Source organism: Actinoplanes sp. NPDC051861 (assembly GCF_040681145.1).
Taxonomy (GTDB): domain Bacteria; phylum Actinomycetota; class Actinomycetes; order Mycobacteriales; family Micromonosporaceae; genus Actinoplanes.
In genome coordinates this window covers 39096-57686 of the sequence record NZ_JBFAYE010000025.1, presented here as the reverse complement: position 1 = coordinate 57686, position 18591 = coordinate 39096, and the positions used below count along the sequence as shown (strand labels likewise).

Below are 18591 nucleotides of genomic sequence, written 5' to 3'. Positions count from 1 at the left end.
GAGCCGTGCGACAGAGCCCTCCCGTCGGCCGAGAAGGCGCCTGGCGCACGGCTCACCGCACCGCGCTGGTGGGACACGTCACGGCCGGCGAGGCGCCGTTATGGTGGGGGTGTGTCAGAGCCTGGGGATGTGGCGCCTGAGATCATGGAGCGGCTGCGGCTGATCTGTAGTGGGCTGCCTGACGTGCATGAGCAACCGGGATGGCTCGGCGTGCGCTGGCTGGTCCGGAAGCGGACGGTCGCCCATGTCTACACTCCGGATGTGGGACGGGCGCCTGTCTACGCGCCGTTTCTGGTCGACGGGGAGCCGCCGGCCGTGATGGCGTTTCGCGTGCCTGTCGAGGACCTGCTCGGCCTGACCGCGCCCGGTTTTCCGTACCTGCGGGCCCGCTGGGGCCGGAACGTCGCCGTGGCCGTACTCGGTGACCACACCGACTGGACCGAGATCACGGAGCTCGTCACCGACAGCTACTGCGAGATGGCACCGAAGTTCCTAGCCGCCCAGGTCAGCCGCTGACCACGCGGTTGCGGCCGGCCTCCTTCGCCCGATAGAGCGCGTGGTCCGCCCGCGCCAGCAGCTCGTCCAGGGTGCGATCCTCCGCCTCCAGACGGGTCAACCCCACGCTGATCGTCACCGGCACCGGGCCGGCGGCCGTCAGCACCGGGGACTCCGAGACCGCCTGGCGGATGCGTTCCGCCAGTTCGGCCGCGTGGCCCTCGTGGTCCGGGAGCACGACGGCGAACTCCTCGCCGCCGTAGCGGCCCAGGACGTCCGAGTGGCGCATGCGGCTGCGGATGCGGGCGGCCACCGTGCGGATGACCTCGTCGCCGACGCCGTGGCCGTACGTGTCGTTGATGGACTTGAACTTGTCGATGTCGAGCATGGCGGCGGCGAGCTGGCGCCCGTTGCGGGAGGCGGCCTGGACCAGGGCGCCGGCGATCGCGTAGAAGTGGCGGCGGTTGTGCTGGCCGGTCAGTTCGTCGGTGGTGGCCAGTTCGCGGACGCGGCTGAACAGGCGGGCGTTCTCGTACGCCGACATGCCCTGTGTGGCCAGCGCCGCCGCGACCTGGCGACTGGTGTCGTCCAGGCCGGCACCGCCGAGCAGGATCAGGCCGGCGTTCTCGTCGCGGGCGCGCAGCGGCACCGCGAGCACCGAGGCGGCGCCGTTGAGCAGGCGTTCGCGCAGCGCGGCGGTGGCCGCCGGGTCGAGCAGGGCGGGGGCGGCGGAGTCCACGTCGACCGGTGGCGCGACGCCGCCGACCATCGCGGCGGGTGCGTCGCCGAGCACCTGCAGGACCTCGGAGGTGGGGCTCAGCAGGCAGCCGGCGTCGGCGCCGAGCTGGGTCTGCAGGGTCTCGCCGAGGCGGCGCAGCAGCTGGTCCGGTTCGAGGATCGCGCTGAGCTCGGCGAGGGTGGCCCGCAGCATCTCGGCGAGGGCCTGCTGCTGGCGGGCGGCCTCGACCGCGGAGTGCAGCTGTGCCGCGCGGGCGGTCTCCAGCGACACCGCGACGTGGCTCGTGACCGCGGTGAGCACGGCGACGTCGTCGTCGGTGAAGATGCCTCGGGCGAGGCGGCTGTCCAGGTAGACGACGGCGACCAGACGTCCCTTGAACTGCACCGGCGCGACCAGGATGCTGCGCAGGCCGTGTACGACAGCACTGCGCGAGCCGAGCGCGGCGCCTTGTTCGGTGCCGGTGACCACGAGCGGCTCGCCCGTCTCGGCGACCCGGCGGACGAGCGTGGCGCCGTACGCGGTGGTGTCGCCGAGGTCGCCGTTCGCGTCCCGGCCGGCGTAGCGCACGGGTTCACCGGCGTCGTCGAGCAGGAAGAACAGCGCCCGCTCCGCACCGAGGATCCGCAGCATCTCGTCGAGCGCCACCTGGGCCAGCTGGCGCGGGTCCAGGATGGTCGCGGCGGCCGTGCCGACCTGCTGCAGCGCGTCGAGGTGCCGGTTGCGCCCGGAGGTGGGCCGGCGTTCCGCGACGGTACGCCGATGCGTGCCGGCGCCCTCGTCCACGCCGAACTCCGTACGCGTCTGCCGGCGCCGCTGCTCCCAGCCGTGGAAGACGGCCAGCCCGAGCGCGAACCGCGCCTGCCGGTCCGACTCGTTCGCCATGCCCATCGCCCGGAACGCGCGCGCCCGGATGCGGCACACCTCGTACTGGATGAACGGCGCGTCGATCGCGCGCAGCCGCCGTTCGGCCTCGTCGGCGGTCCTGATGCAGCGCTTGTGGTCGCCCATGACGTAGAACAGCGAGGCCTTCGTGGTCAGGTGCACCGCCTTCAGCAGCGGGGTGCCGCCGACCTTGCCCAGGTCCTTGATCGCCTTGGCGGCGACGGCGAGACGCTCGGCGCGCTCGTCGTCGGCGGCGTAGCGCAGCTGGATCAGCCGGGAGTGCGCCTCGTAGACGTAGATCCACTTGTGCTGCGGCATCAGGTCGGCCGGGCGCAGGCCCAGGCCGTGGAACTCGGCGAGCACCTCCTCCAGCTGCGCGCCGACCTCACCCTGTTCGAGCAGCACGCACGCGGCGGCGGTGAGGATGTTGGCGCGCTGCACCGGGGTGCCGGCGCCCGCGGGGAACGCCTCGCGCAGCCGCTTCAGGGCCGCGGCGGCGTCGCCGAAGCGGCTCTGACCGGCCGGGATCATCACGCTGAGCATGCCGAGCGAGGTACCGAGCGCTTGCTCGGGCTGCTCGATACGCGCCATGCCCCGCTCGTACTCGCGCTCGCTCTCGCCCACGTATCCGCGCAGCAGGAAGCGCAGGCCGAGGGTGGCGTAGCCGGGGATGAGCTGGGCCGGTGAGTACCACCGGACGTTGCGGGTGATCACTTTCTCCCACGCGGTGCCGTCGTCGTAGCCGCCGAACAGCAGCGCCACGCCCCGCAGCCACTCCACATAGGCCACCAGCGCCGGGTCACCGAGCCCGGCGGCGACCTCGGCGGCGCGGTTGAGGCACCGCTCCGAGGTGCCGCGCAGCTTGATCACCGCGGTCACGTAGCCGATCAGCGCATAGATCCGGACGTACTCCGGGCAGGGTCCGATCCGGTTCACCGCGTACAGCGCGCGCATGCTGAGGATGCCGGCTTCGCGCAGGCGCAGTCCGATCCCTGCGGCATAGCCGCCGGCGTCAAGGACGGCGGTGAGTGCGGCGAGCGTTTCGCGCCGCCGGCCCCGTGCGGTTCCAAAACCGATTCGGGTACGCCGAACGAGCCCACCGGCCATCGCGATGCACAGCGTCGACAGGATGACGAGCAGTCCCCGCCCGGGCAGCGGCCGGCGCAGTTCGGCGAGGGCCGACCGCGCCGCCTCCAGGGCGCGCTCGTCGTCCCAGAGCGTGTGGTGCAGCTCGATCCGGGTGGTGAGCAGGCGCGCCCGCCGCAACCGGTCCGGTTCGGCGGCCAGTGCCCGGTCGAGGACCTCGCCGGCCTCGTCGAACCGCCAGGCGCCCAGGTACGCCCGGGCCAGCAGGTGCAGCAGCTCCGTGCTCGGCTCGGGATCGCCGTCGACCGCCTCGGTCAGGTAGTCGATGGCCTCCGCCGCCGCCTGGTCCTGCAGCGCGCGCAGCCCGGCCGCCGCGGCACCGCGCCGCCGGTCCGCGGCCGGGATCAGGTCACCGGCCCGGCGGTGGTGGCGGGCCACCGCGTACGCGTGTCCCTCGTCGCGCAGGTCCTCGGGCAGCGCGTCGAGCGCGCCGGCCAGGGCCGCGTGCAGCCGGCGCAGCTCGCTCTCGCCGATCCGGTCGAGCAGCACGTCGCGCAGTTGCGGGTGGACGAACGCGTACCAGCCGCCCGGCCGGGCCTCCAGCACGTGCCGGTCCACACCGGCGGCGAGCGCGGCCACGACCCGGTCGGGTTCGCCGATGGTGAGCAGCGGCTCGGGCCGGAACCGGACGCCGGCGACCGCGGCCGTGGCGAGGCAGTCCAGCTCCTGGCCGGCGAGCCCGTCGAGGCGGGTGGCGAGCAGCTCGCGCAGGCCGGCGGCGGCGGGCAGCAGATCGGCGCCCGCGGTGTCCAGCCGCCAGGTGCCCCAGAACGGGCTGAGCAGACCGGCGTCGAGCAGCCGCATCAGGTAGCTGACGACGGCGAGCGGCGTCCCGTCGGTACGCGTGGCGATGTGCCGGGACAGCTCGGGGGCGACCGTGGCGCCGGGCAGCCGGGAGCCGATCAGCTCGGCGACCGCCGGGCCGGGCAGCGGGCCGCAGGTCACCTCCAGCGGCGGCGGCCCGCCCAGGCCGTCGGCCGGGTCGGGTGCGCCGTCGGGCGCGGTGAGCAGCAGCAGGATCGGCAGGCCGGGCAGCTCGGGGACGAGCTTGCCGAGCAGCTGCCGGGTGCCGGAGTCGAGCTCCTGCGCGTCGTCGACGACCACGACGAGACCGCCGGCGCGGGTGGCCAGCTCGCCGATGAAGGCGACACCGGCGGCCAGCACGTGCTCCTCACCGCCGGCGGCCGGCGCGGGTGCGTCGGCGGGCAGCGGCACGAGGTCGCCGAAGAGCCGGCCGATCAGGCTGGGCCCGGCGACCGAGACCGATTCGGTGATCTGCTGTTCGACCACGGCACGGCGGGCCGCGGGGAGACGGCGTACGACGGCCAGCCAGCCCTCGACGGCCTCACGGGCGGCGGCGAGCGGTGACTCCTCGTCCGGGCGGCAGGTGGCCCAGAGCACCGGCGCGTCCTCGGCGGTGGCCTGCGACGCCAGTTCGGCGGCGAGTCGCGTACGCCCGGATCCTGGTCCGCCACGGACCACCGCGACGCCGCCCTGCCCGGCCCGCACCCTCTCCCAACGTCGTGCCAGGCGACCGGCCTCGGCGTCGCGGCCGCACAGCGGCCATCCGGTGACCGCGGAGCGCCCGGCAGCCTCGCCACCGGGACAATCGCGCAGGTCGGCCAGGAGCGCCGCGGCGTCCGGATAGCGGTCGTCGGGGTCCTTGGCGAGCAGCCTGTACACCACGGCGGCCAGGGCGGGATCGAGGCCGGGACGCAGCTGTGCCAGGTCGGGCACGGGCGCGGCCAGGTGCAGGCGCAGCAGCTCGCCGACGTCGTCGGCCTCGAACGGCAGCCGGCCGCCCAGGCACTCGAAGAGCACGACGCCGAGCGAGTACAGGTCGGAGCGGCCGTCGACCGGGCGCTTGAGCATGCCGGACTGCTCCGGCGGCGCGTAGAGGAAGGTGCCGACGGCCTCGTCGGACCGGCCGCGCTCGTCGCGGGCCAGCTGGGCCAGACCGAAGTCGATCAGCTTGGCCGGACGGTCGCCGGAGACCATGATGTTGCCGGGCTTGATGTCGCGGTGGACCAGGCCGAGCCGGTGCGCGGCGGCCAGGCCGCGGGCAAGCTGAGCGGCGATCTCGACGACGCGCTCCTGGCTGAGCAGGCCACCGGCGAGCAGGTCGGCGAGCGAGCCGCCGGGCAGGTGCTCGAGCACCAGAGCGGGCGTGCCGTCCAGCTCACCGGCCGCGTGCACGCCGACCACACCGGGGTCGTCGATGCAGGCCAGCAGTGCCGCCTCGCGGTGGAAGGCGGCCCGGATCTCCGGATCCTCCTGCGCGTCACCGAGGGGCCGCTTGACCGCGTACCACTGCTCACCGCGCCGGGCGCGGTGCACCATCGTGAAAGCGCCGCGGCCGATCTCCTCGATGACCTCGAGGTCGGTCAAATCGTTCGTCACTTACACACTCACTCCGCATCCGGCGTCGCTCTGCTGATCGGCTGAGAGCGGGCCGACCTGAACGATCGCACTGCCGGCGAACATCACAGCGAGGTCCGGTGCGGGGATCGGGCGGGCGAAGTGGTAACCCTGGCCGCGGTCGCAGCCGAGGTCGCGCAGCAGATCGGCGTGGTACGCGGTCTCCACCCCCTCGGCAACAGTGGTCAGTCCGAGGCTACGCGCCAGATCGACAATCGTGCGCACCAGCGCGGTCTGCTGCGCGTCCTGGGGACTGTCGCCGTCGCCGGCGGGCATGAACGACCGGTCGATCTTGAGCACGTCGATCGGCAGATCGCGCAGGTACGCCAGTGACGAGTAGCCGGTGCCGAAGTCGTCGATCGCCACGCGTACCCCCTCGGCGCGCAGCGCGGAGAGATGGACCAGCGCCTGCTGGGCGTGCGCCCCGGAGCGCACCAGCACGCCCTCGGTGATCTCCAGCGTCAGCGCGGCGGCCGGCAGCCCGCTGTCGTGCAGCGCGGTGACCACCTTGAGGGTGAAGTTCGGGTCGATCAGCTGGCGCGGGGAGACGTTCACGGTCAGCGTGGTGCCCCACGCGCGGTACCAGGCGGCGGCGTCCAGGCAGGCCTGGCGCAGCACCCACTCGCCGAGCGCGACGATCAGGCCGCTGTCCTCGGCGGCGGGGATGAACTGGTCCGGCCCGACCGGCGCCCGACCTGGCGGCATCCACCGGACGAGAGCCTCGGCCGCGGTGGGCGTCCCGTTCTCCAGCGACACGATCGGCTGGTAGTGCACGGCGAACTCGCCGGCGTCCACAGCGGCGCGCAGGCGCTCCAGCAGGCGGATCCGTTCGGCCTGCTCGTCGCGCATGGCGACCTCGAACAGCGCGGCGCAGTCCTTGCCGGCGGCCTTCGCGGCGTACAGGGCCAGGTCGGCGTCGGCGAGCACCTGGACGGCGTCGGCGCCGGGTTCGATCACGCGTACGCCCACGCTGCCCGTCACGCGCAGCACCTGGTCGCCGGCCGGGACCGGACTGCGCATCGCGCCGACCAGCAGGTCACCACGCTCGACGGCGGTGACGCCGGGGAGCAGCAGCGCGTACTCGTCGCCGCCCAGCCGCGCGGCGACCTCACCCCCGTTTTCGCTCGTGGCCAGCAGGCCGCGCAGCCGGTCGGCGACGGCGATCAGCAGCGCGTCGCCGGTCGGGTGCCCGAGCCGCTCGTTGACGTCCTTGAACCCGTCCAGGTCGAGCAGGAGCAGCAGGCCGCCGCCACTTCCGGCCACCTCGGCGATCAGGTTCTTCATCTCGGCGCGGTTGGGCAGGCCGGTGAGCGCGTCGTGCCGGGCCTGGTGGCTCAGCGACCGCTGCAGTTCGGCCTGCTCGCGCAGCGACGCGCGGAGCCGCGCGGCCCGCCCGTTCGCCAGCCGGGTGCTGTGCGTGGAACGGATGACCAGCAGCACCGCGGTGAGCGCGGTCGCGGTCAGCGAGACGGCCACGTCGAGGAAGTCGAAGTCGTCGCGGGTGCGCCCCACCACGTAGGCGGTCGCGGCCGGGCCGATCAGCACCAGCACCACGTTGAGCAGGACCGTGCGCCACCCCTGGCCGGTCGCCGCGTCCTGAGGGCGGGCCGGGGCACCCGCGGACGGATGCGTCGCCGCGGCGCCGATCAGCACGAGACTGAGCACCCATCCCGTCGCGCTCCACGGCGGCCCGGCCCAGGCGCCACCGTCCGCGACGGAGACGAAATACACCACGTCGGTGCAGGTCTGCACGACAGCGGCGGCGGCAAGCAACAGGTCGGACCCGCTGAGCCTGCGCAGCGTGACCATCAGCCGGGTCACCGCGGCAAGAACAAGAAGATCCAGCCATGGGTACGCGATGACGCTGGTCGCGCCGGGCCACGGTCCGCGGTCGTCGACGTACGGGTCGAACAGCAGCACCCACACGAGGGCCGACCCGGTGCACAGCACGATCCCGGCCTCGGTCATCCCGGACCAGAACGTGCGCAGCCGTCCCTGCGTCAGGCCGAACAGACCCGCCATGACCAGCACGTACTGGCTCAGGTAGACGACGTCGACCCACGACATCCGCAGGGCGATCGACCGTCCGGTGGCGAGGTCGGCCGCCCAGACCGCGTTGGCCACCGCGGAGCCGACCATGGCGGCCGCGATCGCCCACCACGGCCACCGCCGGGACGGCCGGTGCAGCCGGATCCCGGCGGCGACGCCGAGCAGCGCGGTGCCGGCGGCGGCGATGTACGCGATCTGCCGCCCCAGATCGCCCAGCAGTGGTGCGACGATCGCGACCACCAGGCCGATGAGCACACACCAGGCCCAGGCACGGGGGCGCCACCCGGGCACCACCGTCTCCTCCGACAACCGGTACACCGGCGAGCCCTTCCGTCGTCCTGTCTGGCAGGCTCACCATGACGGGCGTGGGGTGCCGGACGGTTGCCTAAACCGAGGCGGCCAGTTGTTTCAACTTGTCGGCGGCGCCATCGGTCACCGGGTCGCCGTGACCGGGCAGGATCACCTTGACGTCGAGGCCGGCCATCTTCTTCACCGACGAGGCGGCCAGTTGCAGGTTGGCCGTGTACTCCGGGGCCGACCCCTCGAGGCCGTTCTGGTTGCGCAGCGCGTCGCCGGCCACCAGGACGCCGGTCGACGGCTCGAAGATCGAGATGTGCCCGAGAGTGTGCCCGGGCGTGCCGACGATCCGTACCCCGAAGACCTCGTCGCCGTCCTTCAGCGCGGTCAGCGGCTTGTCGGACAGAATGCCGGAGACGTCCGCGTCCCCCGCGTACAGCTTCGCGCTGACCAGTGGCGACACCCCCGCGAGGCCGCCGGCGTGGTCGTCGTGCAGGTGGGTCAGGATGACGTGCTTGACGGTGGACCAGTCGCTGCCCGCCGCCTTGAGCGCGTCACCGATGCCGGTCTCCGAACCCGGCGTCCCGGTGTCGACGATCAGCGACTCCTTTCCGCGGATCAGCAGGTACGCGGAGACGTACGACAGGTTCACCCGCTGCCAGTCACCGAGCGACCCCTGGACGGCGGAGGTCGCCGGAGCGGGTGCGGAGGCTCCGGTGGACGGCGACGACTCCGAGGTGGAACAGCCGGTCAGGGTATTGAGGACGGTCACGCCGAGAGCGCCGGATCCCGCGGTGAAGAGCAGTCTGCGGCTCAGTCTGAAATCACTCATGACTCATCCTTAGCGCAGATCAGCGCCGCCATGGGCGAAGACACAGATCGATCATTCGAATCTGCCGGTCCGGCTCGGCGAGATCGGAGCCCATGATCGCGTGCACCTGCTGGCCGACCGCGATGGACAGAAGCACGTCGATGACATCCTCGAGCGGGATGCCCGGGTCCAGCCCGCCGTCGGCGACCTCGTCGGTGAGGTGCGCCCGCAGCAGCTCGTGCCAGTGCTCGTCCACGTCGGCGCGGGTCGCGGCGATCTTGTCGTTGGCGGCGAGACGGCCCCAGAAGCCGACCACCACGTACGCCTCGTCGACGGTCTCCTTCACCAGCGGCAGGATCTCGCGGAGCATCGCGTAGACCGCGTCGAGGCCACGCAGGTCGGCGGTGGCGGCGGCGATCCGCGTGTTGGTCCGCTCGGTTATCCGCTGGTAGGCGCCGGCGGCGACCGCGTCGTACCCGTCGAAGTAATGCCACAGGGCGCCGGTGCCGACGCCCAGCTCAGCGGCGATGGCGCGGCTCGTCGCCGCCGGCAGCCCGTCCCGTGCGACGACGGTGAGATACGCCTCGACGATCTCGTCCCGCCGCTGGTCGTGATCGACGATCTTCGGCACTGTTCCCCCTCCAGACCTGCCGGAATGCTACCCATCCCGGTCGATGGACGGTCGGACACCTGACATCAGTCGTCCCCCGGACGGGACAGACGGGGAGCGCCGCGAGGAGGATAATGGAACAGGTGTTCGAATGGGGGGTGGACGATGACGCTGACCTCGCCGCTGGATCCGGCGGCCGGGCTGCGGCCCGGCGATGACCTTGAAGAGACGGTGATCGCCCAGGTCACCGCCCTGACGTCGGCCGTGCTGAGGCAGTGCCCGCCGCCGGTCGTGGCCGGTGTGCCGGCGCTGGACGACGTGCTGGACCGGGTGCGGGACCTGTGGTGGCAGCGCCTGAGCGCGGCGGAGCGGCTCGCCGTGCACGTGGCCGCCCTGCACCGCTCGCCGCGCCCGACGGCCGTGTCCGAAGTGGTCACGGCCTGCCGCCTGGCGGGCGACAGCGGACGCCCGGTGTGCGTGCCCGAGTTCACGTCGATGACCCTCGGCTCGGTGAAGCCCGGCCCGCGCGGCGTCTGGTCCGCCCACGTCGGCACGAGGCCGTACGGGTTCGGCCACATCGGCGACTACGGCAGCGTCCGTGCGGCGAACGCCGCGGTCTGGGACACCATCGAGATCAACCGGGAAACCCTGCGCGACCGGATGCGCGCCGCGTCGCCGCTGCTCGCGGCCCTGGCCGGCCGAGCCTGGGAGGAGCCACAGGTCAGCGTCTGGGCGAGCGCGGCGCAGCGGGACGCGGACGACCCGGAGATGGTGACCATGCACCAGATCGCCCACCGCGCACGGGTCACCGTCACACGTGCCGACACCTGGCGGGCCGAGCACGCCGCGTTCCCGCCCCCGGAGGCCGGGACCTCGTTGTGGTTCTGGCCCCTGGTGCGGCACTGGCTGTCCGGCACGGGGCGGCTGCCACCGGAGGGGCCGGCGGCGGACCGCCCGCTCCTCCCCCGCGACACGGACTACTGACGCCACCGGCCGCCGCGTTCGGCCGCGCCGGGAGGGCTGGTCAAGGCGTCAGGATCGCCCAGCTGTGGGCGGGGACCTCGAGGCCCCGCAGCGGCGCGGAGGACTCCGCCACGGTCAGGCCGGAGGTGTCGATCGGGAACGTGTAAGGGTCGTCGCCGACGTTCAGGAGGGTGACCACCCGGTTCGAGGCGTCGGAGGAGACGAGGGCGGCGGCCTCGTTGGTCAGGTGGGCAGCCTCGGTGCGTGCCCGCACCAGCCACGGGTGGCGCCGCCGCAGGCCGATCAGGCGGCGGTGCAGGTGGTACACCGGCCAGCCGTACTGTGCGAGCTCGGCCGGCCTCGCCGGGTACTCCGGGCGGACCGCGTCGTCGCCGCCAGGCCGGTCCTCCTTGACGCCGCGGAACGCCTGCTCGTCGCCGTAGTAGACGCTCGGCACCCCACCGGTGGTGAACAGCACGGCCAGGGCGTGCCCGAGGTGGCGCTCGTCGTCGAGGCGGCTGGCCAGCCGGGTGACGTCGTGGTTGCCGGCGAAGGTCAGCGGCGTACCGGCCGCGAGGACGTCGCCGTGGCGTTGCAGCGCCCAGGACAGCTCGAAGAGGTTCCGGTCGTTGAGGCTGCTCCAGAGGGCTTTCCACAGTTCGTACTGGGTGATCCCGTCGAGCGTGCTCTCGCGCAGGTAACCGGTGTAGTCGCCGTGGATCACCTCACCGGCGAACCAGGCGTCCGGGTGCTCGGCGCGGACCCTCCTCAGGGCGGCGCGCCAGAAGTCGGGGCGGATCGCGTACGCGGCGTCGAGCCGCCACCCGTCTGCGCCCCGGTCCAGCCAGTGGTTCATCACCCGGACGACGTGGTCGAGCACGGCGGGTTCGTCCAGGTTCAGCTCCGGCAGGCCGGCGTGGCCCTCGAAGACCAGCACGTCACCGGCGTCGTTGCGGCGGTACCACGTTGCCGGGTCGGGCACCGGGAAACCGCGCCCGACGTGGTTGAACACGCCGTCGAGCAGCACACGCATCCCGCGGTCGCGGCAGGCGGCGATCAGCTTGTCGAAGTCGGCGTCGTCACCGAGGCGCGGGTCGATCCGGAAGTGGTCGACGGTGTCGTACCCGTGTGACTCGGCGGCGAAGACCGGGCCGAGCTGAAGCCCGTTCGCGCCGAGCTCGATCGCGTAGTCCAGCCAGTCCACCAAGCGGGTCAGCCGATGCCCGGGGCCGGAGCCGAGCGCCCCGGTGAAGCCGAGCGGGTAGACGTGCCACCAGATCGCGTGGTCGATCCAAGAGGTGTTCATCGCACCCCAGGCTAGCGCCGCAGCGCCGGAGGTAGCTGGCGCCGGGAGGTCACGTCGAGCTTCTGGAACACCTTCCGCAGGTGGTGATCGACCGTGTTCGCGCTGAGGAACAGCTGCGCGGCGATCTCACCGTTCGTGGCGCCGTCCGCGGCCAGGCGCGCGATCGCCGTCTCCTGCGGGGTGAGGCGCGCGCCGGTGCCTCGGCGCCCGGCCGCGGCGTCGAGCTCCTGCGCGGCGCGTGCGGCGAACCCGGCAGCACCCATCCGCTCGAACATCGCCAGCGCGGTGCTCAACTCGGCGCGGGCGTCCCGGCGGCGGCGCTGACGGCGCAGCCACTCGCCGTGGAGCAGGTGCGCGCGAGCGAGATCGGCCCTGGCCGGGGTGCCGGACAGGAGCGTGATCGCCCGCTGGTACAGCGTCTCGGCCCCGGCGGCGGGTGCGAGCAGTGCTCGGGAGCGGGCGAGCACGCCGAGCGCCCAGTCGGTCCCGGCGGGGTGCGCCCGCTCGGTGAGCGTGGCCAGCGACCCGGTGGCGAGCACCCGGTCGCCGCCGCGGACCGCGGCCTCGACCAGGTCGGCCAGGATCTGTGGGTGGAGGCCGAGGGGGTCGCTGTCGAGGACTTCGCGGGCGGCGGTGCGGGCGCGGGCGTAGTCGCCTCGGCCGAGCGCGAGGACGACGTGGCTGACCGGGTCGAACGGTGTCTCCGGCGGTTCGCCGCCGCGCCAGGCGGTCAGCTCCGGGAACGGGTGGGCGGGGATGCCGATCGTGGTCCGGATCCGGTCGTGCTCGGCGAGGAGGCGCTCGGCGGTGGCGGTCTCACCGAGGCGGGTCTCCAGGGTGGCGGCGCCGTGGAGTGCGGTGGTCAGGTGCCAGAGAGCGCCGGTTCGGCGGGCGGTGGTGATCGCCTGCTGCCACAGGGCACGGGTCGCCTCGGGATCCCAGAGCAGGGAGCTGAGGGCGGTGGCGATCAGATGCCACTCCGGCGGAGTTCCGGGGTTGAGCAGGTCGTGGACGGTGCGGCGGATCAGCGGGACGGCGGCCTCATGTCCCGAGACGGCGAGCGTGGCGAAGGCGTTCAGCTGCTGTCCGGGAATGGTCGGGTCGGCGCCGAGGGTGGCGGCCAGGCCGGCGATCTCGGCGGGGACGGTGTGAGGCATCCGGGGGACAGCGCGGAGGGCGTGCTCGGCGGCGTCCAGGAGGGCCACGCGAGCCAGTCGCCGGTCACTGTGGATCAGCGCGCGGGCGGCCTCGAGCAGGGCGTTCGGGTCGGTTCGCCCGAGGATCAGGTGCGCTTTCAACCGTACGATATCGGTCTTTGGCCCTGCCACCGCCGTGCTCTCGGCCAGCCGCAAAGCTCGTGGCGCTGCTCCCGTGGGAATTGCGGCTGTGGCCGCGGCTAACAATCGATCCGCCTTGAGCTGGTCGTTCGTGGTGAGTTCGGCCGCGCGGGTGAGGAAGACGACACGGGCCGGCAGGCCGTCACGCGCCGTGGCCAGGTCAGCGGCGCGTTCCAGTTCGTCGGCGATCGCGTCGTCGGTGCCCAGGCACGACGCGGCCCGGTGCCAGGCGCGGAGATCGGCGGCGGAAGTCACGTCGGCCAGGACGGCGTGCGCCTGACGGCGTTCGGCACCGGTCGCGCTGCTGTAGACGGCGGCTCGGGCCATCCGTTCGACGGCGGTGGTGCCGGTCAGGCCTGGCTCTTCCGCGGCCGCTTCCAGCAGGAGTCGCCGGCGGGTGGTTTCGGGGAGTTGGTGCAGGTGGTGGGCGGCGAGGCGACTGTCGATCGGGAGCGGGTCGGGCAGGGTGCGGGCGCCGGTCAAGTGGTCGGCGGAGAGTTCGCGGGTCAGGTTCAACAGGGCCCGCGGGTTGCCGCCGGTCGCCGTGACCAGGCGAGCGACGACCATGTGGTCCAGAGGACAGGTGGTTGCTTCGCGCAGCAGGCGGGTCGCGGCGGGGGTCGTGAGACCCGTGACCTCCAATGAGGGGAGGTCGGGAAGTTCGTCGCGGGTGGCGAGCAGGAGACCGATGGCCGGATCCTCGCGGGCCGCGAGGGTGAGGGTGGTCAGGGTCTGGCTGTCGATCCAGTGTGCGTCGTCGACACAGCACATCAGTGGCGTGCCGGCGCGGGACAGTGCGGCGGCGGTGGCCAGGGCTACCAGGTGCGGGTCGACGGGTGGGCCATCGGAGAGACCGCAGGCGACCAGAAGGGCGCGGGGGGCCTCGGCCAGGAACGGCAGCAGCAGGCGGTGCAGTGCGGCGTACGGGAAACCGGCCTCGGCGGCCACGCCCTCGATCCGGATCGTGCGCTCACCGCGGACAGCATGGTTCAGCAGGGCGGTCTTGCCCACTCCCGGTTCGCCCCGCAGCACCAGCACCCCGCCGCGTCCGCCACGCAGAGCTCCGGTGAACTCCCGAAGCCTGCGGCACTCCGCGGCTCTCCCCCTGAGACCCATGACTGGCCGGAACCGTATCCATCGACCGGCGGGGAGACGGCTGCTGTGCGTGCACGATCAACGGCTGTCAGTGCATGGTGTCGCTCTCCCGTGCCTCGGCTGACGTGCGGCGGAACTGGCCGGGGGTGGTGCCGTACCGGGCCTGGAAGCGGCGGGTGAAGTGGGTGGGGTCGCGGAAGCCCCAGGAGCGGGCGATCGCGGCGATCGGGCGAGGGCGGGCGGCCGTGCGGAGCAGTTCGTGGCGGGCGCCGCGGAGGCGCTCGCTGATGATCCACTGTTCGAGGCTCAGGTCGGCCTGAGCGCAGAGCTTGTAGAGGTGCCGCAGCGAGATGTTGTGCGCGGCGGCGATCGTCGCGGGGCTCAGGCCCGGGTCGGTCAGGTGGTTGCGGACATAGGCGCGTACCCGGGTGAGCAGCGTGTCGGCGAGCGCTTGCCGGGTGTGCGGCCCGGCGCGGCCGACCGAGGCGAGCAGGGCGCGGCACAGGTCGATGGTGGCGGCGGCGACCGTGGCGGCGGCCGGGTCGGTGGTGATGCGGGCCGGGTCGCGGGCGAGCTGTCCGATGTGGCTGGTGACGAGGCGGTACAGCGGGCTGGCGTGCAGGTTCCCGAGAGCCGGGCGGATGACGTCGACGGGCAGGCCGAGGCGGTCGAGGGGGATCTGGACACAACCGGCCGCGCCGTCGCCGGACCAGCAGTAGTCGTACGAGCCGGACAGGTCGACGCCGAGCAGCTCACCCGGTGGCGTCAGCTCGCGGCGGTCACCCTGCTCCAGCCGCCCGGTGCCGCGCTGCTGCACGGAGAGCGCGATCACCGGCATGGCGTCCTGGCGGGCGAGCTTGGCGGTGCGCACCAGCCGGATCCCGGACGAGCGCTGCGTGAACACGTTCGCGTCGCCGAGGTCCCAGACCTCCATCCGCGCGTACACCGGCCCGCCCGGGTTCTCGTGGACCACGTGGCAGGGCGCGGACGCGTACATCATGGCGGTGTGCACGGCCTCCACACGCTCATGCACCGGGATTCCCGCGGTGTCCAGGACGAAGGCCATGCCATCACTGTCTCAGGCCGCACAGTGCGGGCACCTGGTGGGACAGGGCGTGACCGCCGGGGTCAGCCGGCCACGGCTGGGACGCGGGTTGTCAGGGGGGCGCCCAGGGCGGCTCGGTAGTGGTTGATGAGTTCGTCGCCGATGGCGGACCAGCTTCGGCCCTCGACCGCGGCTCGGGCGGCGACGCCGAAGTCCTGGCGGAGGGGTGGGTTCGCGGCCAGGTGGGCGATCGCGGCCGTGAAGTCCGCGCCGCTGTGCGGGGGGACCAGATAACCCGTGCGGCCGTGCGAGACCAGGTCCAGCGGGCCGCCGGACGCGGGGGCCACGACCGGCAGGCCGGACGCCATGGCTTCCTGGACGGCCTGTCCGAAGGTCTCGTACGGGCCGGTGTGGGCGAAGACGTCGAGACTGGCGTAGATGCGGGCCAGCTGGGCGCCGTGGCGGGCGCCCAGGAACACCGCCGTGGGGAGGGCCTTGCGGAGGGCGGGTGCGGCGGGGCCGGAGCCGACGACGACCAGGCGGACGCCGGGAAGGCGGGCGGCGCCGGCCAGCAGGTCCACCTCTTTCTCGACCGCCAGGCGGCCGACGAAGCCGACCAGGACCTCGCCGCCGGGGGCCAGGGCCCGGCGGATGCCGGTGCTGCGGCGGGCCGGGTGGAAGCGGACGTCGTCCACACCGCGGCGCCACAGATGGAGGCGGCGGACGCCGTGGGAGGCGAGGGCGGCAATGGATTCGGTGGAGGGAGCGAGCGTACGCGAAGCCGAGTTGTGCACAGTCCGGATCCACCGCCACGCCATGCGCTCGGTGAGCCGGACGCGGTACGCGCGGGCGTACGCGGCCACATCGGTCTGGTAGACCGCGACCGACGGCAGCCCGAGTGAGCGGGCACTGGCCTGTGCCCACGCGCCCAGCACGAACGGACTGGCCAGATGGACCACGTCCGCGTCGTGGCGGCGGATCGCCGCGTGCAGGGCCGGGGCGGGCAGGCCGAGTCGCAGCTGCGGGTAACCGGGCATGGGCAGGGACCGGATGCGCACCACGGGGTACGGCAGTGATCCCACCGGCCGGCTGCCGGCGGGCGGTTCGGGTGCGACCACCAGCGGGTCGTGGCCGGTACGCGCCAGGTGCTCGGCCATACGCACGACCGAGTTGGCGACTCCGTTGACGTCGGGCAGGAAGGACTCTGTGACCAGCGCGATGCGCATGAACACAGGGGAATGCCGGGGCCGATCGGCGGGGCGACACCGCTGTGGCCGGGAGCGGAACGATCGGCGAATCGTTAGTTCTTGCGCATGGTGACCGCCAGCAGCGCCGCCGACAGCAGCTGCACGACCGCGACCACCACGGCCAGCGCGGTGATCGACCAGCCGTAGAGGCCGCCCGCGAGTGCGCCGCCGACGAGGGCCGCGCCGCCCTGGAACGCCGCGAAGACCCCGTACGCGGTGGCCCGCCGGTGGCCCGGGACAAGATCGGCGACGAGTGCCTTCACGGTCGAGTCCTGCACTCCCACGGCGACGCCCCAGAGCATCGTTCCGGCAATGATCGCGGGGACACTGCCGGACAGGGCGAGGGCCGGTGTGGCGGCGGCCAGGACGGGGAGGGCGTAGAGGACGCGGGCGCCCGAGCGGTCGTACACATGGCCGGTGACCAGCGCCCCGATCGCCTCGGCCGCCATCGCCGCCGCGTAGAGCAGCGGGATCGCGGCCAGCGTGATGCCGCCGGCGGAACTCGCGTGGTACGAGATCAGGCCGAACGTGACCAGCCCGGCCGTGGCCGCCGCTGCCGACGCGGCGAACCAGTAGAAGCGGCGGGGCAGCCCGCCGGTGTCCGGCACCGCCGTGGCGGGCGAGGAGCGGACGGGCGCCGGGAAGCGCCGCCGCAGCCACACCAGCAGCACCATCGCCACGGCGCCGGGGATCGCGAGGGAGGCGAGCGCGGGCCAGACCGTCCCGGCGGCCGCCACCAGGGCGGCGACCAGCAGCGGGCCGGCGAACGCGCCGATCTGGTCGAGGGCCTTGTGCACGGCGAACCCCCGGCCCCGGCCGACCGCGCCGGCGGCCTCGGCGAGCAGCGCGGACTTGGCGGGACTGCGGACGGCCTTGCCGACCCGCTCGGCGACGATCAGGAAGGCCGCCACGGCGAGACCGGCACCGCCCAGAAGCGGCGCGACGGCCAGGAGGGGCACGCAGACGGCGGTCATCGCGTACCCGAAGATCGTGAGCGCCCAGTAGCGCCCGGTCCGGTCCGCGAAGGGACCGGAGAACAGTCGCAGCAGCAGGGCCGCGGCCTCGCCGGCCCCACTGATCAGGCCGACCGCGAGTGCGGACGCGCCGAGTGCGGCCAGCAGCGGTCCGGTCACCGAGCGGGCGCCCTCGTACACCATGTCGGCGGCGAGGCTGACCATCCCGAATCCGGCGATCGCGCGCCACGGGCTCAACGGATTGATCTTCGAAAGCTGCTCGGTCACGTGATCGAGCACATCATCCCGTCCGTAGTGCATGTTTGACGGCCCCCCGGACAAGGAAGACATCCCCGCATGCACCCGCAGCCCCCACGCCGCACCACCCACGCGTACGGAACTCCCCGTAACCATCTCGTCTACGACCGCTGGGGAAGCTTCGGCCGCCCGGTGGTCCTGCTGCACGGCCTGCTCTACGACCGGACGATGTGGTGGCCGGTCGCGGCCGACCTGGCGCTGAGCAGCTCGTGCAGCGTGATCGCGGTGGACCTGCCCGGTCACGGTCAGTCAGCGCCGCGCGGCGACTACGACCTCGACGCGCTCACCCAGGATCTCGCCGTCCTGATCGCCGGGCTCGACCTGCACCGGGCTCCGGTGGTGGTCGGGCACGCCGAGTCGGCACTGCTCGCCGACGGGTTCGCCGCCTCGTACGCGACCCGGGCGGTGCTCACCTTCGACGAGCCTGTCGAGGAGCCGTCCGACTGTGTCGACCAGCATCTGGCCGCGGCCGACCTGGGTGCGATCCCGGATGCTTACCGTCAGTTCGCGGTGGCGCGCCGGGATGCGGGGCTGCTCCGCGCGTACCGTTGCTGGTTCTCCGCGAAAGCGCGGCCGCACCGGGTCTCCCCGACGCGGCCCCGCTCGGGTTTCCCGCACCTGCGTGCGCCGGCGTCCTTCGCCGCAACCCTGCGTGATCTTCTGTAGCGCCGTTCAGTGATGCCGGTGATGCCGGCGTGGTGGTAGCAGCGCGGCACTGCTGATCAGCATGCAGACGATCAGCATGGTGCCGACCAGGATGTCGATCATCATGCCCCGACCCTCCTTGACCAGCTATTCCATCCCCTCACCGTCCTCCGCGGGCAGCCGCGAGTCAACCAGAATCGGGTTTATCGCGCGATTGGGATAGCTGGCCGGGGCG

Annotated in this window: 12 protein-coding genes; 3 read left to right on the top strand and 9 right to left on the bottom strand. The window is 73.1% G+C overall.

The window, feature by feature from the left end; genetic code table 11:
• The first annotated feature begins 111 nt into the window (after nucleotides 1-111).
• Nucleotides 112-516, top strand: a complete 405-nt coding sequence (locus tag AB0M02_RS40145) for an MmcQ/YjbR family DNA-binding protein (protein ID WP_364237191.1) — start codon at nucleotides 112-114, stop codon at nucleotides 514-516.
• Here AB0M02_RS40145 and AB0M02_RS40140 read toward each other — a convergent pair.
• The 4 genes from AB0M02_RS40140 to AB0M02_RS40125 all read right to left on the bottom strand — a co-directional run bounded on the left by AB0M02_RS40140 (nucleotide 506) and on the right by AB0M02_RS40125 (nucleotide 9468).
• Complete coding sequence (locus AB0M02_RS40140; RefSeq protein ID WP_364237189.1) at nucleotides 506-5662, bottom strand: diguanylate cyclase; 5157 nt, start codon at nucleotides 5660-5662, stop codon at nucleotides 506-508. The two genes, AB0M02_RS40145 and AB0M02_RS40140, sit on opposite strands and share 11 nt — an antisense overlap.
• A complete protein-coding gene (locus tag AB0M02_RS40135; protein WP_364237187.1) occupies nucleotides 5663-8047 on the bottom strand; it encodes a bifunctional diguanylate cyclase/phosphodiesterase in 2385 nt (794 codons plus the stop codon).
• A gap of 67 nt (nucleotides 8048-8114) precedes the next feature.
• Complete coding sequence (locus AB0M02_RS40130; protein ID WP_364237184.1) at nucleotides 8115-8858, bottom strand: MBL fold metallo-hydrolase; 744 nt, start codon at nucleotides 8856-8858, stop codon at nucleotides 8115-8117.
• Between the two features lie 19 nt (nucleotides 8859-8877).
• On the bottom strand, nucleotides 8878-9468 hold the full coding sequence (locus AB0M02_RS40125; RefSeq protein WP_364237181.1) for a TetR/AcrR family transcriptional regulator: 591 nt from the start codon (nucleotides 9466-9468) through the stop codon (nucleotides 8878-8880).
• Nucleotides 9469-9612: 144 nt separating this feature from the next.
• Between AB0M02_RS40125 and AB0M02_RS40120 the strand changes: the two genes are divergently transcribed.
• Nucleotides 9613-10431, top strand: a complete 819-nt coding sequence (locus tag AB0M02_RS40120) for a hypothetical protein (protein ID WP_364237179.1) — start codon at nucleotides 9613-9615, stop codon at nucleotides 10429-10431.
• Nucleotides 10432-10471: 40 nt separating this feature from the next.
• Here the strand turns inward: AB0M02_RS40120 and AB0M02_RS40115 are convergent, their stop codons facing one another.
• The 5 genes from AB0M02_RS40115 to AB0M02_RS40095 all read right to left on the bottom strand — a co-directional run bounded on the left by AB0M02_RS40115 (nucleotide 10472) and on the right by AB0M02_RS40095 (nucleotide 17618).
• Nucleotides 10472-11716 (bottom strand): alpha-amylase family glycosyl hydrolase, encoded by a 1245-nt coding sequence (locus tag AB0M02_RS40115; protein ID WP_364237177.1) that lies wholly within the window; start codon nucleotides 11714-11716, stop codon nucleotides 10472-10474.
• Nucleotides 11717-11727: 11 nt separating this feature from the next.
• The gene (locus AB0M02_RS40110; protein ID WP_364237174.1) at nucleotides 11728-14169 is read right to left on the bottom strand and encodes a LuxR C-terminal-related transcriptional regulator; all 2442 of its coding nucleotides are present in this window, start codon (nucleotides 14167-14169) and stop codon (nucleotides 11728-11730) included.
• A gap of 67 nt (nucleotides 14170-14236) precedes the next feature.
• Complete coding sequence (locus tag AB0M02_RS40105; protein ID WP_364237171.1) at nucleotides 14237-15214, bottom strand: helix-turn-helix domain-containing protein; 978 nt, start codon at nucleotides 15212-15214, stop codon at nucleotides 14237-14239.
• 62 nt (nucleotides 15215-15276) lie between these two features.
• The gene (locus tag AB0M02_RS40100) at nucleotides 15277-16419 is read right to left on the bottom strand and encodes a glycosyltransferase family 1 protein (RefSeq protein WP_364237168.1); all 1143 of its coding nucleotides are present in this window, start codon (nucleotides 16417-16419) and stop codon (nucleotides 15277-15279) included.
• A 74-nt stretch (nucleotides 16420-16493) separates the two neighbouring features.
• A complete protein-coding gene (locus AB0M02_RS40095; RefSeq protein ID WP_364237377.1) occupies nucleotides 16494-17618 on the bottom strand; it encodes an MFS transporter in 1125 nt (374 codons plus the stop codon).
• Between the two features lie 132 nt (nucleotides 17619-17750).
• On the opposite strand from AB0M02_RS40095, the gene AB0M02_RS40090 reads away from it, so the two are divergent.
• A complete protein-coding gene (locus AB0M02_RS40090; protein ID WP_364237166.1) occupies nucleotides 17751-18377 on the top strand; it encodes an alpha/beta fold hydrolase in 627 nt (208 codons plus the stop codon).
• Nucleotides 18378-18591: the final 214 nt, after the last annotated feature.

Bases quoted from the DNA above. Each gene is read 5' to 3' on its own strand.
- AB0M02_RS40130 (WP_364237184.1), bottom strand. From the start codon at position 8,858: ATGAGTGATTTCAGACTGAGCCGCAGACTGCTCTTCACCGCGGGATCC.
- AB0M02_RS40120 (WP_364237179.1), top strand. From the start codon at position 9,613: ATGACGCTGACCTCGCCGCTGGATCCGGCGGCCGGGCTGCGGCCCGGC.
- AB0M02_RS40115 (WP_364237177.1), bottom strand. From the start codon at position 11,716: ATGAACACCTCTTGGATCGACCACGCGATCTGGTGGCACGTCTACCCG.
- AB0M02_RS40110 (WP_364237174.1), bottom strand. From the start codon at position 14,169: ATGGGTCTCAGGGGGAGAGCCGCGGAGTGCCGCAGGCTTCGGGAGTTC.
- AB0M02_RS40105 (WP_364237171.1), bottom strand. From the start codon at position 15,214: ATGGCCTTCGTCCTGGACACCGCGGGAATCCCGGTGCATGAGCGTGTG.
- AB0M02_RS40100 (WP_364237168.1), bottom strand. From the start codon at position 16,419: ATGCGCATCGCGCTGGTCACAGAGTCCTTCCTGCCCGACGTCAACGGA.
- AB0M02_RS40095 (WP_364237377.1), bottom strand. From the start codon at position 17,618: ATGGTCAGCCTCGCCGCCGACATGGTGTACGAGGGCGCCCGCTCGGTG.
- AB0M02_RS40090 (WP_364237166.1), top strand. From the start codon at position 17,751: ATGCACCCGCAGCCCCCACGCCGCACCACCCACGCGTACGGAACTCCC.